This is a genomic window from Accumulibacter sp. (assembly GCF_023806565.1).
In the GTDB taxonomy this organism is placed as follows: Bacteria; Pseudomonadota; Gammaproteobacteria; order Burkholderiales; family Rhodocyclaceae; genus Accumulibacter.
On sequence record NZ_JAMTDV010000039.1, the window covers coordinates 16,270 to 32,448 of the forward strand.

Below are 16,179 nucleotides of genomic sequence, written 5' to 3' on the forward strand. Positions count from 1 at the left end.
GCGGCGATCGGCAGCAATGGTACCGCGGCAGCACCGGCAACGGGGTCACCACCATCGCCTGCGCGATCTGCAAGACGGGCGCAGGCCAGGCGTGCACGGACAGGCCGCAGGCGGCAAGGGTGCTCCGAGGATCGCGGCGAGCGCCTGGCACCCGGCGTGCAGGCCTTCATCCCATGCTATAGTTGCAGCCCCTTGTTGGCAGGACGCCTCCACCGTGGCGCTTCAATTCGACGTTCTCATCATCGGCAGTGGCCTGGCTGGGCAAGCCGCAGCGCTCAGGCTGGCGCAGACGCGCAAGGTGGCGTTGATCAGCAAGCGCAACCTCGAAGACAGTGCGTCGAGTTGGGCGCAAGGAGGAATCGCCGCCGTCCTCGACAACCGTGATTCGATCGAAGCACACATTCGCGACACCATCACTGCCGGCGCGTTTCTCAACGACCCGCGAGCCACCCGTTTCGTGATCGAGAACGGTCGGCGCGCGGTCGACTGGCTGATCGCACAGGGCGTTCCCTTCACACGCGATGAAGGCGGCTACCACCTTGCCCGCGAGGGCGGCCACAGTGCCCGGCGCGTGATTCACGTCGCGGATGCCACCGGCCAGGCGGTGCAGAACACCCTGACCGGTCTCGTGCGCCAGCAACCGAACATCACGGTACTTGAACAGCACATCGCCATCGACCTGATTACCGCCGACAAGCTGCGACTCGGCGAGCGGCGCTGTTACGGCGCGTACGTGCTCGACAACGTCAGCGGTGAGGTACGGACGATCGGCGCCCAGCACACACTGATCGCTGCGGGCGGCGCCGGCAAGGTCTATCTCTACACGACGAATCCGGACACTTCAACCGGCGACGGCATTGCCATGGCATGGCGGGCAGGCTGCCGGGTGGCGAACATGGAGTTCATCCAGTTTCACCCGACCTGCCTGTACCATCCGCAGGCCAAGTCCTTCCTGATTTCGGAAGCGGTGCGCGGCGAAGGCGGGCGGCTGCTGCTGCCCGACGGTAGCCGCTTCATGCCTCGCCACGATGCACGCGGTGAACTCGCACCGCGCGACGTGGTTGCCCGGGCGATCGATTTCGAGATGAAGAAGCGCGGCCTGGACTGCGTCTATCTCGACATCTCGCACAGACCGGCGGAGTTCCTCGGTGAACACTTTCCGAACATCCTCGCACGCTGCCTTGATCTGGGAATCGACGTCACGCGTCAGCCGATTCCCGTCGTCCCCGCAGCGCACTATACCTGCGGCGGCGTCGTCACCGACCTGCGGGCACGCACCGACATTCCCGGACTCTACGTCGCCGGCGAGGCCTCCTGCACCGGTCTGCACGGCGCCAATCGTCTGGCCAGCAACTCGCTGCTCGAATGCCTGGTGTTCGCCGAAGCAGCGGCGAACGACATTCTGCAACAAGCGGAGGGCGAGTCACCGCCATTGCCACCCTGGGACGCCAGCCGTGTCAGCGACTCGGACGAAGAAATCGTCATCTCGCACAACTGGGACGAACTGCGTCGTTTCATGTGGGATTACGTCGGGATCGTCCGCACCACCAAGCGTCTGCAGCGGGCGCAAAACCGGATCCGCCTGCTGGTGCGTGAAATCGACGATTTCTACTCGCATTTCCGGGTGAGCAACGATCTGATCGAACTGCGCAACCTCGTCGTCACCGCCGATCTGATCATCCGCTGCGCGCTGCTGCGTCGCGAGAGCCGTGGCCTGCACTTCAGTCGCAACTATCCGGAGACGCTGCCGCACGCGCGCAATACGGTAATCAGACGCCGTCCCCGGTCGGTCCCCCTGTAGGACTGGCCAGCCAGCGCAGCCACAGGCGCAATAGACGAAACTGCTCGGCGGACATGCTGTCCGGCAGCAAAACCACGCTGCCCAGCATACCGTCTCGCTCGCCAAGCACGCGCAGGACGACCAACCAGGAAAACACTGCGCTATCCGGCTGCACTGCCGCGGCCGCTGGTTCGCTGCCGGAGCGGAGAATCCACAGTTCGCCTCGCTCGCCGAGGCGCAGGCCGGCGACTGGCGATGGTCGCAGAGAGTGCCATGCCGACAGGGCGACGATCAGCACCAGCACGCCACGCGCCAAAACTGGCCAGGGCAGCAGCCACAGACAAGCGATCGCCAGGACATGCAGAGCGACGGTCAGGAAAGCGAGAAGACGTGAGCGGCGCAATTCGATCTGGATCGGGAACTGCACCGGGTCCCGCCCCTGCCCAGACGCGCCGGTCTAGATACGCTTGAAAGCAACCGTGGCGTTGGTGCCGCCAAAGCCGAAAGAATTGGAAATGCCAACGTCGATCTTCATCGCACGCGCCGCATTGGCACAGTAGTCCAGATCGCAGGCTTCGTCCTGATTGAATATGTTGATCGTCGGCGGCGAAACCTGATGATGAATGGCGAGTATCGTAAATACTGCCTCGATGCCGCCAGCGGCGCCCAGCAGGTGACCGGTCATCGACTTGGTCGAATTGACCACCAGCTTGTACGCATGCTCGCCAAAGGCGCGTTTGACGGCAATCGTCTCGGCCTTGTCGCCGAGCGGCGTCGAAGTGCCGTGCGCATTGACGTATTGCACCTGATCCGTGTTGAGGCCGGCATTGCGCAGCGCGTTGCTCATGCAGCGCGCCGCACCCTCGCCATCCTCAAGCGGCGCAGTCATGTGGAAGGCATCGGCACTCATGCCGAAACCCGCCAGCTCACAGTAGATCCGGGCACCGCGCGCCTTGGCATGCTCAAATTCCTCGAGCACCACCACGCCGGCCCCTTCGCCAAGAACGAAGCCATCGCGATCCCTGTCCCACGGTCGGCTTGCGGTCTGTGGATCGTCATTGCGGGTGGACAGCGCGCGCGGAGCACAGAAGCCGCCCAATCCGAGCCTGGAGACGCAACCCTCGGCGCCGCCGGCGATCATCACGTCGGCATCGCCGTACTCGATCAGCCGTCCGGCATCGCCGATGCTGTGCGTACCGGTCGAGCACGCACTGACCAGCGAAATGTTGGGACCCTTGTAGCCGCAGAGGATCGACAGGTTTCCCGAGATCATGTTGATGATCGAACCGGGAACGAAAAATGGCGAGACCTTGCGCACACCGCCCGCTGCGAAATCGTCGCAGGTGCTTTCGATCATCGGCAAACCGCCAATCCCCGAACCGATCGACACGCCGACCCTCTCCGGGTCGAACGCATGCGAGTCGAGCCCGGCGTCGCGGATGGCCTGTAATCCGGCGGCCATTCCGTAGTGGATGAAAACGTCCATCCGACGCGCCTCTTTCGGCGACAGATACTGGCCAATCTCGAATCCCCTGACTTCCCCCGCAATGCGTACAGGGAAGCTGGAGACATCGAATCGGGTGACCGGACCAATGCCGGAACGACCGGCAACAATGTTCTGCCAAGCCTCCTCGATCGAATTACCGACGGGAGAAACGATGCCAAGGCCGGTGACGACTACTCTGCGACGTGCCAATTTGAACTCCGACGATCAATACGGAACTTTCCCAGCGCGAATACGCCCTGTCGGAGCGGGCCACTGACCTGCCCACAGGGAGCCAGGACTCCGGTTACTTCTTGTGAGCAGTCACGTAGTCGATGGCCTGCTGAACAGTCGTGATCTTTTCGGCTTCATCATCCGGGATCTCGCACTCGAACTCTTCTTCCAGAGCCATCACCAGCTCCACCGTGTCCAGAGAATCTGCGCCGAGATCGTCAACGAACGACGACTCGTTCTTGATGTCGGCCTCGTTGACACCGAGTTGTTCCGCCACGATCTTCTTGACACGCTGCTCGATATTTTCCATCAAAGTGTTCCCTCTCAAGGTTCGAATGTAAGACAAAGCGCGCTATTCTAACAAAATGGCCGTGAGTTACCAATGACCACCCCGGCCGCTCTGCGGGCGCCGGTCAACCCATGAACATGCCACCGTTCACGTGCAGCGTCGTGCCGGTGATGTAGGCAGCCCGCGGCGAAGCGAGGAAGGCGACCGCAGCCGCGACGTCTTCGGGAGACCCGAAGCGAGCGAGCGGAATGCCGCCGAGCAGCGACTCCTTCTGCCGATCGTCGAGCGCTCGGGTCATGTCGGTATCGATCAGCCCGGGCGCCACACAATTGACAGTGATGTTGCGGCTGCCGAGCTCGCGCGCCAGCGCGCGGCTCATGCCGGTGACGCCGGCCTTCGCCGCACAGTAATTGGCCTGCCCGGGATTGCCGGCATGCCCGACCACCGAAGTGACGTTGATGATGCGACCCTGCCTGGCTTTCATCATGCCGCGAAGGACCGCCTTCGACAGCCGGAATACAGCTTTCAGATTGGTGTCGAGGACGCTGTCCCAATCGTCGTCCTTCAGGCGCATCGCCAGATTGTCGCGGGTGATGCCGGCGTTGTTGACCAGGATCGACACCGCCCCCCGGGTCTTCTCGATCTGGCTGATCAACGCGTCCACCTGCGCACCGTCGCGCACTTCGAGCAGCGCCCCTTCCCCCTGGCAACCGGCCGCCAGCAGATACGCCGAGATTTTCGCAGCGCCTTCGGTACTCGTCGCGGTACCAATCACGGTAGCACCCAGGCGTCCCAGTTCGAGTGCAATCGCCTGGCCGATTCCACGCGATGCGCCCGTGACGAGAGTCACTTGTCCTGTGAGCATCCGGCTTACTCCAGGTTCGCGATGGCCGCGTCGATCGCCGCCAGGTCCGCCAGCGCGACGCTCGTCACCTGCTCCGCACAGCGCTTGCTGAGCCCGGCGAGGACCTTGCCCGGACCACACTCGGCCACTGTCGTGACGTTCATCGCAGCCATTTTCCGAATCGTCTCCACCCAGCGCACCGGCGAATACGCCTGCCGAACCAGTGCATCCTTGATCCTCGCGGGATTCGACTCGATCGCCACATCGGCATTGTTGATCACCGGAATCTGCGGCGCAGCAAAGGTCAATTCGGCTAGGCGGGCAGCCAGGCGGTCTGCCGCCGGCCGGATCAGCGACGAGTGAAACGGCGCCGAAACCGGCAGCAGCACGGCGCGCTTGGCGCCGCGCGTCTTGCACGCGGCACAGGCCAGTTCGACTGCCGCCTTGCTGCCGGCGATGACGGTCTGCCCGGGTCCGTTGAAATTCACCGGTTCGACCACGCCAGCGGTTGCAGTCACAGCTTCGCTGCAGGCGGCGGCAATTTTGTCGTCGTCCAGACCGAGAATCGCCGCCATCGCACCGGTACCCGCCGGCACGGCTTCCTGCATTGCCGCAGCACGCAGTCGTACCAGCGGTACGGCATCGCTGAAGGCCAAGACCCCCGCGGCAACCAGCGCGGAATATTCGCCAAGACTGTGTCCCGCCACCATGGCCGGCGGCCGGCCGCCTTTTTCGAGCCACAGGCGATAGACGGCGACCCCGGCCGTCAGCATCACCGGCTGCGTATTGACCGTCTGCGCCAGTGCCTCGGCAGGACCGTCGGCGAGCAACTGCCAGAGGTCCTCACCGAGGGTTGCCGACGCCTCGGCAAAAGTGGCACGCACCACTGCCGCGTCGCCGTAGGCCGCCATCATGCCGACCGACTGCGACCCCTGGCCCGGGAAAACAAACGCAAACGCCATGAATGCTCCTTCAGAGCTGCAAGAGAACCGCGCCCCAGGTGAAACCGCCGCCGACACCTTCGAGCAGAATCTTCTGTCCTGCCTGAATGCGTCGCTCACGAACCGCTTCATCGAGCGCCAGAGGAACCGAGGCAGCCGAAGTATTGCCGTGCCGATCGACGGTGACGACCACCTTCCCCATCGGCAGCTTCATTCTTTTCGCGGTCGCCTCGAGAATGCGGATGTTGGCCTGGTGCGGAATCAGCCAGTCGACGTCGGCCGTACCAATACCGGCCGCCTGGCAGCACTCTTCGCCAACCTCGGCGAGAACGCGGACGGCAAACTTGAAAACGGCCTGTCCATCCATGCGCAGGAAGGGATCACCAGTCACCTTGCCGCCGCTGACGCTACCGGGTACCGAAAGGATGCCGTGATGGGCACCGTCGGCATGCAGGGCTGTCGCCAGGATCCCCTGCTGGTCGCCAGCCTCCAGCACGACAGCTCCGGCGCCGTCGCCGAAGAGGACGCAGGTCGTGCGATCGGACCAGTCGAGGATGCGCGAAAACACTTCGGCGCCAACCACCAGAGCCCGTCGGTGACTGCCCGAACGGAGGAACTTGTCGGCAATCGTCAGCGCATAGACGAAGCCGCTGCACACCGCCTGCACGTCGAAAGCGGTCGCGCCGCTGTTGCCCAGTTTGCTTTGCAGCAGACAGGCGGTACTCGGAAAAATGAAGTCCGGTGTCGAGGTGGCGACGATGATCAGGTCTACGTCGGACGCCTGCAGACCGGCGGCATTGAGCGCCCGGCGACTCGCCTCGAGGCCGAGATCGCTCGAAGTTTCGCCGTTTTCCGCGAGATGTCGGCAGCGGATGCCGGTGCGGCTGGTGATCCACTCGTCGCTGGTCTCGATGCCGCGGCGTGCAAGGTCGTCGTTGGTGACTGCCTGACCGGGCAGAAAACTGCCGATTCCGGTAATGCGCGAGAACATGCTAGGCGGTCTCCTGAAGCGGCTGTTGCCGCGCCACGCGTTCGCTGATCCTGGCCAGCACGCCGCTGCCAGCCTCCTCCGCGGCACGCTGCAGCGCCCGCGTGAAGGCCAGCACATCGGCCGAACCATGGCTCTTGACGACGATCCCTTTCAAGCCGAGCAGCGTCGCACCGTTGTACTGGCGGTGGTCGACACGCTTCTTGAAACGTTGCAGCACCGGCAGGGCAACCACGGCAGCAAGTTTGGTCAGCAGGTTGCGTCGAAATTCCTGACGCAGGAACGTGGCCAGCAGTTGCGCAAGGCCTTCCGACGTCTTCAAGGCCACGTTGCCGACAAAGCCGTCACAGACGATGACATCCGCGTCGCCCTTGTACACCCCATCCCCCTCGACGTTGCCGACGAAGTTCAGACCGGAGTCGGCAAGCAGTTCGGCGGCACGCTTGGCGACATCGTTGCCCTTGATCTCTTCCTCGCCGATGTTCAGGATGCCGACCGTCGGCCGCTCCCGGTGCTCGATCGCCGCCACCAGCGAAGCACCCATGATTCCGAACTGCAGCAGATGCTCCGGGCTGCAATCGACATTGGCACCGAGATCGAGCACGTGCGTGTGGCCGGTCATCGTTGGCAGAACTGCACAGATCGCCGGACGATCGATGCCCGGCAACATTTTCAGGACGAATCGTGAGATGGCCATCAGCGCACCGGTATTGCCGGCAGAGACACAGGCATCCGCTTCGCCCGCCTTGACGAGATTGATGGCGACGCGCATCGACGAGTCCTTCTTGTTGCGCAGTGCCAGTGACGGCGACTCATCCATGGCGACCACCTCCGACGCATGGCGAACCGAAACGCGACCGACTGCCGCGTCACCGAGCATGGGCCGAATCGCCCCGGCCTGACCAACGAGGACTACGCGCACGTCGGCGTGCTCGCGGACGAATTGAAGCGCGGCCGGAACGGTCACCGGTGGACCGTGATCGCCGCCCATGCAGTCTATGGCAACGGTAATCGTCATCCTGCGCCAGACGGACGACTTACCAGCATGCAGAGCGTCGTGCCCAATTCCGACGAATCACTCGCCGGGACCCTTGACGACCTTCTTGCCTCGATAGAAACCGGTAGGACTGATATGGTGACGCAGGTGCACCTCGCCGGTGGTCGGTTCCACTGCCAGCGGCATGCCGCTCAGGGAATCGTGCGAGCGATGCATGCCACGCTTGGACGGGGACTTCTTGTTCTGTTGAACGGCCATTACGAACTCCTCAAGTCAGATTCGCTAAGCCTTGCCGTGAAAGCCGGCTAGCACGGAAAACGGCGACACCCTTGCTGTCGGCTGCCCCGCCCCGGGCAGCACGCAATCGGCGTGGCGCGGCGCGTTGGGAAGCGCGAGCAGGATTTCGTCCTCGATCAGCACAGCGACGTCAAGCTCCGGCTGATGCGGGAGAAAGTCCCGGGAGTCGTCCTCCAGTTCCTCCTGCGTCAGATCGCCGTCATCATCGACGAACTCCAGCAGACTACGAACTTCCAGCCGATAGTCGATCGCTTCCAGACAGCGCTGGCAGCACAGCGAGAGCACTCCCTCCACCGTCACCACCAACTGCGATCTGCCGAGAGGCCCGATCCCGCCCTGGATCCGATATTGCAGGAAACCTGCCGAATCCGTCAGCAAATCGAGCAGGCGACCGAGCGAAGCAACCGTCAGTTCGCCCTGCAGCGAAGCTCCTTCCGTGCCGAACGACCGGCTGTCAATAACAAGGCGTCGCGACATAAGCCGAGCATGATATTATTTTCGGCTTTTGAAGTCAAAGCAGCGACACTGAAAATCGGCTGCTCTGCTGTCACCCCGTTCCCGCTCCGCCGTCAGCGCATGTCGCGACCGACCCACCAATGCCCGATCGCCTCCTGGTTCTTGCCTCGACCTCGCCGTTCCGCCGCCAACTCCTGGCGCGCCTCGGTTTGCCGTTCTCTGTCGCCAGTCCGGCCGTCGACGAGGCGCTGTTGCCGGGAGAAGATCCGGCAGCAGGTGCGCTGCGCCTTTCCGAAGCCAAGGCGCGTGCGGTCGCGGCTTCCTACCCGCAGGCCCTGATCATCGGCAGCGACCAGGTGGCCTGCCTGGATGGGCGGATCTTCGGCAAACCCGGAACGCACGCCGAGGCCACGCGCCAGTTGCGGACGATGCGCGGGCAGCGGGTCAACTTCTTTACCGGCCTCTGCCTGCTCGACGCGAGGAGCGGCAAGGCGCACCTTCGCGGCGTACCGACACTGGTCACCTTCCGCGAGCTTGCCGACGAAGAAATCGAAAGCTATCTGCACAAGGAGCAGCCTTACAATTGCGCGGGCAGCGCCAAGTCGGAAGGGCTGGGAATCGCGTTGATCGCGAGGATCGACGGCGAAGACCCCAACGCGCTGATCGGCCTGCCGCTGATCGCGCTCTGCGACCTGCTGCGCCTAGAGAACGTCTCCGTATTCTGAACGGGAGCGGTCGTGCGTCTCCGCCGTCACCGATGACCACCGGCAAGCTCTACCTGATCCCGGTTCCGCTCGGCCCGATGCCGGCGGCCACCGTCCTGCCACAGCACGTCGTCGCCTGCACGCAACGACTGAAGCATTTCGTCGCTGAAAACGCGAGGACTGCCCGCGCTTTCCTGAAATCGCTGCCGGTGGAACTGCCGGTGCAGCAGATCGAAATTTGCGAACTCAGCGAGCACACGCCAGCGAGTTCGTTGCCGCGACTGCTGGCACCGGCACTGGCCGGGGCCGACCTCGGGCTGATCTCCGAAGCGGGGTGTCCCGCGGTCGCCGACCCAGGTGCAGCGCTCGTGGCGCTGGCTCATCAACGGGGCGTACAGGTCGTGCCGCTGGTGGGGCCGTCGTCGATCCTGCTTGCCTTGATGGGGTCAGGACTGAGCGGGCAAAGCTTTGCTTTCCACGGCTACCTGCCGAGCAACACGCCGGAAAGGGAGAAACGTCTGCTTGAACTCGAGAAGGATTCTCGGCAACAGCAGCGAACCCAGATCTTCATCGAAACACCTTATCGTAACCGCCAGATGCTGGAATCACTGCTCGCCAAGTGTGCGCCGGGCACGCGTATCTGCCTCGCCGTCGACCTCACGCTCGCGAGCGAACAGATCACCACTCGCGCGGTCTCCGAATGGCGGCGGCAGCCACTACCCGACATCAGTCGCCGGCCGACCGTATTCCTCCTGCAGTCGTAGCAGACAGTCCACTCCGTTCAACGAAAGAGCGACCGCCCACTGCCCAGCAGCGAACCGACCGCGCCTTGCGTCGCCTCCGCGCGCAGACGCTTGGCAAAACGCTCGGCGATGTTTTCCTTGATCGTGAATTCGACGATGCGTTCGGCCTTGATCACGTCGCGCGCGACCGAACCGACGGTACCAAAACCGTCGGCAAGACCCAGGCGCACACTCTGGCTACCTGTCCACATCAGGCCGGTAAACATTTCCGGCGTCTCCTTCAGGCGCGGGCCACGCCCGCGCCGCACGACCTCGATGAACTGTTTGTGAATCTCGCGCAACAGGACCTGCGCGTGCTCCCTCTGTTTCGCATCCTGCGGCGAGAACGGGTCGAGAAAACCCTTGTTTTCTCCGGCTGTCAGCAGTCGCCGTTCGATGCCGAGCTTTTCCATCGCCCCGGTAAAACCGAACGAGTCGATCAGCACCCCGATCGAACCGACCAGACTCGCCTTGTCGACGAAGATCTTGTCGGCGGCGGCTGCGACATAGTATCCACCCGACGCGCAGACATCCTCGACCACCGCGTAGAGCGGAATCTGCGGGTGCGTCGTGCGCAGCCGGCGGATCTCGTCGTGCACAATGCCCGCCTGCACCGGACTTCCTCCCGGACTGTTGACACGCAGGATCACGCCGGCCGTCCCCTTGTCGCCGAAGGCCGCGTCCAGGGCATCATTGATGTTCTGCGCACTGGCTTCACCCTGCGCCTCGATCGTGCCGTGCAGATAGATCACGGCAGTGTGTCGGCCATCGGCAAGCTGTTCAGGGCCGCCCCAATCGACTACCAGTACCAGCACCGCCACCAGATAGGCGAGCCCGGCCAGCTTGAAGAAGATTCCCCAGCGCCGCCTCGCCCGTTGTTCCTGAAGCGACGCATAGGCGAACTTCTCCAGCAACTGTCGTTCCCAATGTGGTTCGTTTTCGGAGGTACTCAAGGTGTTTGCTCGCCCGGGGTGAAATAGATTGCGCCATCCCGCTCTGTGACGGGGAGCGGCGTCAGCCCTCTGCCGTTGCAGCGGCCGCCGAGGCAGCGACCGTTTTCCGGCGAATACAGCGCGCCGTGCGTTGCGCAGATCAAGTATAACTTGGAATCATCGAAGAATTCGTTGTGCTGCCAGTCGAGCTCGACCGATACGTGCGCGCAGCGATTGAGATAGGCAAAGACGCGGCCGCGAAACCGTACCGCAAAGGCGGCCTGCTCGACGCCCTGCCGGTGCACCGTGAAACGGACTCCCCGCCCCCCGTCGAGCAAGTCACCCGACCGGCAGATCAGGCGTTCTGCCACAGCCACTCGGACAGTTCTCGCGGCTCCCGCAGGCTGGCCAACGGACGAAGCGCGTCCAGCTCGCACGCGGAATGCGCGCCATAGGCCACGGCCAGGCAGGCAACGCCGGCGTTGTGTGCCATTTGCAGATCGTGCGTCGTATCGCCGATCATCAGCGCGCGCTCGCGCTCGACCGACAACTCTTCGAGCAGTTCGTCCAGCATCTGCGGGTGTGGCTTGGAGAAGCATTCGTCGGCACAACGCGAAGCGTGAAAATGGGCGCCGAGCCCGCTCAATCGCAGCGCACGCTCGAGCCCATGGCGGCTCTTTCCGGTGGCCACAGCGAGCAGGAAACCGGCACGCGAAAGCTCGCCAATCAGCTCGGCAACGCCGTCGAACAGGCGCAGTTCGTGATCACAAGCCAGATAGTGATGGCGATAGCGCTCCACCATTTGCGGATAGCGCTCTTCGGGCAGATCGGGGGCGACGTGGCGCAGAGCGTCGTGGAGGCCAAGGCCGATCACGTGCCGCGCCCTTTCGTCCGCCGGCGCGGCTACGCCGAGGTCGCTGCAGGCGGCACGGATCGCAGCGACGATGGCGGCTGCCGAGTCCAGCAAGGTGCCATCCCAGTCGAAGACCAACAGTTCAAACCGTCTTGCCATAATCCTGCTTTTCCTTCGCCGACAGACCATCCACGAACGCTTTCAGGGCAGCCGGCATTGCCGCTTCGACCACCAGTTCCCGGCCCTCCAGCGGGTGCGGCAGGCGCATCCGGGAAGCATGCAGGAACATCCGCTTCAGTCCCTCCTTGGCGAGCGCCCTGTTCAGCCCGAAATCGCCGTACTTTTCGTCGCCGGCGATCGGGTAGCCCAGATGCGCCAGATGCACGCGAATCTGGTGCGTTCTTCCGGTCTTCAGTTCGGCTTCCAGCAGGCTGAAGCGCTGCCAGCGGGCAAGCAGGCGGAAAACCGTGTGTGCCGCCTTGCCTTCGTCGGCAACGCGAACCCGGCGCTCGCCGGACGCCAGCAGGTACTTGAGCAATGGCAGGCGGACGCTGCGCAGCGGTTCCATCCAGCGGCCGCAAACCAGGACCAGATAGCGCTTGTCGGCAGAGCGGCCGCTCCCCGCAAGTCCGCCCTCGCGAAACATCTGGTGCAGGGCGAGCAGCACCGAGCGCTTCTTGCCGAGCAACAGGATCCCCGAGGTTTCGCGGTCAAGCCGGTGCGCCAGTTCGAGAAATCGCGCTTCCGGTCGCTGCCGCCGCAAGGCCTCGACGAGCCCGTAACTTTCGCCGCTGCCGCCGTGCACGGCAATCCCGGCCGGCTTGTCGACGACCAGCAGTCCCTCGTCTTCATAGACGATCGGGACATGCACCTGCAATCCGGCACCGGCGACCATCTCCTGTTCGACGCTTGCCACCCGCAACGGCGGGATGCGCAGCACGTCACCGGCCTGCAGACGATAGGAAACATCGGCTCGCCGCCCATTGACCCGTACCTGGCCGCTGCGCACGATGCTGTACACGTGGCTCTTGGGCACTCCCTTGCAGCGTTTCAGCAAGAGGTTGTCGAGGCGCTGTCCATGCTCGTTCTCGGTGATCACCGTTCGGATAACGGAGTTTTTGCCAACTTCGACCAATTTAAATATACTTATCCCGATTTGCGCTTTGGGTTGAAAGAGGCGCTGACCCGTAAGACCGTCGAGCGACGCCGATTCTGAAGTCATTGCGACGCACTTTCCGGCAGGCCTTAGCCGCCCCTCTCGCACCGACCTGTGCGACATCACCTGACGCCAATCACCTGGTTAAGTACGCTCACCACTAAGTAGCGATACTACTTGAACTGCGCGCGCCTGGCACCTGTGGAGCGACCCAGACAGATTCCCGAGCCCTTGACTTTCAAGGCCCGACAAACATTCGCGTCGGCGGGAATCCCCTATTAGTTGCCCTATCGGAACGCTTCTCCAGCATCCCATCCACAACTAATCCGTCATTGCCTGGATACGGCCGTTTCGCCCGTGAGAACGCGCGGGAGCCCAAACTATGAAACGCATGCTGTTTAATGCAACACAGGTCGAGGAACTGCGTGTTGCCATTGTCGACGGTCAGAAGCTGATTGACCTGGACATTGAATCGGCAAACAAGGAACAGAAAAAGAGCAACATTTATAAAGCGGTCATTACCCGCATCGAGCCCAGCCTGGAAGCGGCGTTCGTCGACTACGGTTCGGAACGGCACGGCTTCCTCCCCTTCAAGGAGGTTTCCCGTGCTCTCTTCCAGCCGGGTGTCGATGCCGGTCGTGCCAGCATCAAGGATGCCCTGCGCGAGGGCCAGGAACTGATCGTTCAGGTAGACAAGGACGAGCGCGGCAACAAGGGGGCCGCGCTCACCTCCTTCGTCAGTCTCGCCGGCCGTTACCTCGTGTTGATGCCGAACAATCCGCGCGGCGGCGGCGTCTCGCGCCGCGTCGAGGGCGCCGAGCGAACCGAACTGCGAGAGGTCATGGATCAGTTGCAGGTGCCGCAGGGCATGAGCCTGATCGCGCGCACTGCGGCCATCGGGCGCAACGCGGAAGAGTTGCAGTGGGACCTCAATTATCTCCTGCAGTTGTGGAAGGCAATCGAGGCTGCTGCCGATCAGCAGAAGGGTGCATTCCTGATCTACCAGGAGGGCAGCCTGGTGATCCGCGCCATCCGTGACTACTTCCAGCCCGACATCGGTGAAATCCTGATCGACACCGACGAGGTGTTCGAACAGGCACAGCAGTTCATGGAACATGTGATGCCGGGCACGGTCAGTCGCGTCAAACGATATCGCGATGACGTGCCGCTGTTCTCGCGCTTCCAGATCGAACACCAGATCGAATCGGCCTACTCGCGTCAGGTCGGCCTGCCGTCCGGTGGCGCGATCGTCATCGACCACACCGAAGCCCTGGTGTCGGTGGATGTGAACTCGGGCCGATCGACGCGCGGCGCCGACATCGAGGAAACGGCACTGAAGACCAATCTCGAGGCAGCCGAAGAAGTCGCCCGTCAGTTGCGCCTGCGCGATCTGGGCGGACTGATCATCATCGACTTCATCGACATGGAGAATCAGCGCAACCAGCGTGAAGTCGAGAACCGTATCCGCGAAGCGTTGCGTTTCGATCGCGCGCGCGTGCAGACCGGCAAGATCAGCCGCTTCGGCCTGCTCGAACTGTCCCGCCAGCGCCTGCGCCCGGCCCTTGCCGAGACCAGCTACATCCCGTGTCCGCGCTGTTCGGGGACGGGCCACATCCGCAGCACCGAGTCCGCCGCCCTGCACATCCTGCGCATTCTCGAAGAGGAGGCGATGAAGGACAACACCGCCGCCGTGCATGCGCAGGTTCCGGTGGATGTCGCCACCTTCCTGCTCAATGAAAAGCGGACCGACGTGCAGGCGATAGAGCATCGGCACAAGGTCAACATCCTGCTGATTCCCAACATTCATCTCGAAACACCGCAGCACACCTTCCTGCGTCTTCGCCAGGACGAGACCAGCGCGGATCTCGTGCAGCAGGCGTCGTACCGGATGGTCGCCCTGCCGAGCGAAGACGAGGGCAAGGAGCTTGCAATCGGGGGCGAAGCGAAATCGGCCCGACCCGAAGCGGCGATCAAGGGGGTGACCTCGTCGCAACCGGCGCCGCTGATCGCCGACGATTCCGCGCTGGCCGAGGAGCCGCCAGCGCCCGGCAAACGCCTGTGGCAGCGGATCGTCTCCTGGTTCCGCCATGACGATCAGCCCATGGCCGACCACGAACCCCCGCCGGCGACGCCTACCAGCACCGCGGCGAGGGAAACACCGCGCGACAACCGCCGGGCAACCGGGCGTGGTACACGCCGCGACGAAACGCGCGACGTCTCCGAGACCCGCGTCAATCGGGAATCCAGAGAGGCAACGCCACCGCCACCAGCCCGCAGCGATGCCCAGAAACCACGGGAACCGCGCGAGCCACGCGAGCCACGTGAGCCGCGTGAGCTACGCGACCCGGGACCAGCGCGCGAGCCACGGCGCGCGCGCACCGAACGCAAGCCGCCGGCCGCGGCAGCCGCCGCGAGCGCCGAGCCTGTCCCGATTCCGGCTGCGCCAGCGCCTGCGGCGGCGCCCACCCCGCCGGAGCAGCCTGCGGACGAGTCCGGCGGCACGTCCCGTCGTCGTGGCCGTCGCGGCGGACGCCGCGAGCGCGCCGAGAAGACCGATGGCCAGGCGATTACTCGGGACGCAGCGGGCCCGGTGACGAGCAGCCCGGAAGCGGACACCGCGACCGCACCGATAGCGACGGCAGTCGCCACCCCGGACACGGCCGATACGGTCCCGGCAGCGCCGAGCATGCCGCAGGCGGCGACCGGCACTGCCGAAGCTCCAGCGGCAGTGAGCGAGACGCTCCCGGCGACGGTCCTGGCCGCCGAAGCGCAAGGCTCCACTGTCGAGCCGGAAGCGGCGGCCGCTGCAGAAGCTCCGCCGGCAGACGAAGTCCCGGTTGCCGAAGCCCCAGCTGCCGAAGCACCCCTGGTTACGGAAGCGAACGTGCTCGCGGCTCCCGCCATGGCAGTGGAAGCGCAGGTGGAGAGCGAGCCGCCCGCCGACACGGAAGCCACGGCGCCGCCACCGGCACCGGAATCTCCTGCGCCATTCTTGCCCGCCGAACCGCTGGCCACGCCCGCGCAACAGGTTCTGCAAGCGATCGAGAGCAGCGGTCTGATCCTGGTCGAAACGAGCAGGGACCTGGCGCCACCGCCTCCGCCACCCGTCGAGGCAAGCCAGTCAGCGCCACGCCGCAGACGTCCGGCAATCGTCATTCCGGACGAGCCGCTGGTCATGGTCGAGACACGCAAATAGACCTGCCAACGATTCCGGACGACGCCTGGAAGCCGGCGAGCCAGGCGTCGAGCCGCCGTAGCGGGTGAGCAACCGATCGCAGCACGGTTCCGCGCTTGGGCAGCCGGGACAGGCTGGCCCTCTGCACGGACGAAAGCGCTTGCGAAAGCCGGATGCGACCGGCCCGGAAAAGGTGACAGACCGGCCTCGCATTCCGGGACGACAATCGAAACGCGCGTGAAACTGGAACCGCGTTTCGTCCACTGCA

Annotated in this window: 17 protein-coding genes; 4 read left to right on the forward strand and 13 right to left on the reverse strand. The window is 64.0% G+C overall.

The features are described 5' to 3' along the window. Positions 1-214: 214 nt before the first annotated feature. Positions 215-1,801: an L-aspartate oxidase gene (gene nadB, locus NFV80_RS04675; RefSeq protein ID WP_295327562.1), complete on the forward strand. Its 1,587-nt coding sequence runs from the start codon at positions 215-217 to the stop codon at positions 1,799-1,801. Here nadB and NFV80_RS04680 read toward each other — a convergent pair. The 9 genes from NFV80_RS04680 to NFV80_RS04720 all read right to left on the reverse strand — a co-directional run bounded on the left by NFV80_RS04680 (position 1,770) and on the right by NFV80_RS04720 (position 8,330). After that, positions 1,770-2,207 (reverse strand): protein YgfX, encoded by a 438-nt coding sequence (locus NFV80_RS04680; RefSeq protein ID WP_295327564.1) that lies wholly within the window; start codon positions 2,205-2,207, stop codon positions 1,770-1,772. The genes nadB and NFV80_RS04680 overlap by 32 nt on opposite strands. A gap of 30 nt (positions 2,208-2,237) precedes the next feature. After that, positions 2,238-3,476 (reverse strand): beta-ketoacyl-ACP synthase II, encoded by a 1,239-nt coding sequence (fabF, locus tag NFV80_RS04685; protein WP_295327566.1) that lies wholly within the window; start codon positions 3,474-3,476, stop codon positions 2,238-2,240. 94 nt (positions 3,477-3,570) lie between these two features. Continuing rightward, positions 3,571-3,807, reverse strand: a complete 237-nt coding sequence (acpP, locus tag NFV80_RS04690; protein WP_034899680.1) for an acyl carrier protein — start codon at positions 3,805-3,807, stop codon at positions 3,571-3,573. 103 nt (positions 3,808-3,910) lie between these two features. Continuing rightward, positions 3,911-4,651 carry a 3-oxoacyl-ACP reductase FabG gene (fabG, locus tag NFV80_RS04695; protein ID WP_295327570.1) on the reverse strand — a complete coding sequence of 247 codons (741 nt, stop codon included), beginning with the start codon at positions 4,649-4,651 and terminating at the stop codon, positions 3,911-3,913. A 5-nt stretch (positions 4,652-4,656) separates the two neighbouring features. Continuing rightward, a complete protein-coding gene (fabD, locus tag NFV80_RS04700) occupies positions 4,657-5,592 on the reverse strand; it encodes an ACP S-malonyltransferase (protein WP_295327572.1) in 936 nt (311 codons plus the stop codon). A 10-nt stretch (positions 5,593-5,602) separates the two neighbouring features. Then, complete coding sequence (locus NFV80_RS04705; RefSeq protein ID WP_295327574.1) at positions 5,603-6,562, reverse strand: beta-ketoacyl-ACP synthase III; 960 nt, start codon at positions 6,560-6,562, stop codon at positions 5,603-5,605. A 1-nt stretch (position 6,563) separates the two neighbouring features. Next, on the reverse strand, positions 6,564-7,577 hold the full coding sequence (gene plsX / locus NFV80_RS04710) for a phosphate acyltransferase PlsX (RefSeq protein WP_295327576.1): 1,014 nt from the start codon (positions 7,575-7,577) through the stop codon (positions 6,564-6,566). 57 nt (positions 7,578-7,634) lie between these two features. Further along, on the reverse strand, positions 7,635-7,814 hold the full coding sequence (rpmF, locus tag NFV80_RS04715; protein ID WP_295327578.1) for a 50S ribosomal protein L32: 180 nt from the start codon (positions 7,812-7,814) through the stop codon (positions 7,635-7,637). Positions 7,815-7,838: 24 nt separating this feature from the next. Beyond that, positions 7,839-8,330, reverse strand: a complete 492-nt coding sequence (locus tag NFV80_RS04720) for a DUF177 domain-containing protein (protein WP_295327580.1) — start codon at positions 8,328-8,330, stop codon at positions 7,839-7,841. A gap of 119 nt (positions 8,331-8,449) precedes the next feature. Here NFV80_RS04720 and NFV80_RS04725 point away from each other — a divergent pair, with 119 nt between their 5' ends. Both NFV80_RS04725 and NFV80_RS04730 read left to right on the forward strand, forming a co-directional pair. Then, complete coding sequence (locus tag NFV80_RS04725; protein WP_295327582.1) at positions 8,450-9,034, forward strand: Maf family nucleotide pyrophosphatase; 585 nt, start codon at positions 8,450-8,452, stop codon at positions 9,032-9,034. A 32-nt stretch (positions 9,035-9,066) separates the two neighbouring features. After that, positions 9,067-9,777, forward strand: a complete 711-nt coding sequence (locus tag NFV80_RS04730; protein WP_295327584.1) for an SAM-dependent methyltransferase — start codon at positions 9,067-9,069, stop codon at positions 9,775-9,777. 17 nt (positions 9,778-9,794) lie between these two features. On the opposite strand, the gene NFV80_RS04735 is transcribed toward NFV80_RS04730, so the two are convergent. The 4 genes from NFV80_RS04735 to NFV80_RS04750 are packed head-to-tail and all read right to left on the reverse strand — an operon-like array spanning position 9,795 to position 12,715. Beyond that, positions 9,795-10,748, reverse strand: coding sequence for a S49 family peptidase (locus NFV80_RS04735; protein ID WP_296758005.1), 954 nt, complete (start codon positions 10,746-10,748; stop codon positions 9,795-9,797). Further along, the gene (locus NFV80_RS04740; protein WP_295327588.1) at positions 10,745-11,104 is read right to left on the reverse strand and encodes a Rieske 2Fe-2S domain-containing protein; all 360 of its coding nucleotides are present in this window, start codon (positions 11,102-11,104) and stop codon (positions 10,745-10,747) included. Before NFV80_RS04740 ends, NFV80_RS04735 begins: the two co-directional genes overlap by 4 nt. Further along, on the reverse strand, positions 11,083-11,739 hold the full coding sequence (locus NFV80_RS04745; RefSeq protein WP_295327590.1) for an HAD-IA family hydrolase: 657 nt from the start codon (positions 11,737-11,739) through the stop codon (positions 11,083-11,085). Before NFV80_RS04745 ends, NFV80_RS04740 begins: the two co-directional genes overlap by 22 nt. Further along, positions 11,723-12,715, reverse strand: a complete 993-nt coding sequence (locus NFV80_RS04750; protein ID WP_295327592.1) for an RluA family pseudouridine synthase — start codon at positions 12,713-12,715, stop codon at positions 11,723-11,725. The genes NFV80_RS04745 and NFV80_RS04750 overlap by 17 nt, the downstream gene beginning before the upstream one ends. A 403-nt stretch (positions 12,716-13,118) precedes the next feature. Between NFV80_RS04750 and NFV80_RS04755 the strand changes: the two genes are divergently transcribed. Next, complete coding sequence (locus tag NFV80_RS04755; protein WP_295327594.1) at positions 13,119-15,932, forward strand: Rne/Rng family ribonuclease; 2,814 nt, start codon at positions 13,119-13,121, stop codon at positions 15,930-15,932. Positions 15,933-16,179: the final 247 nt, after the last annotated feature.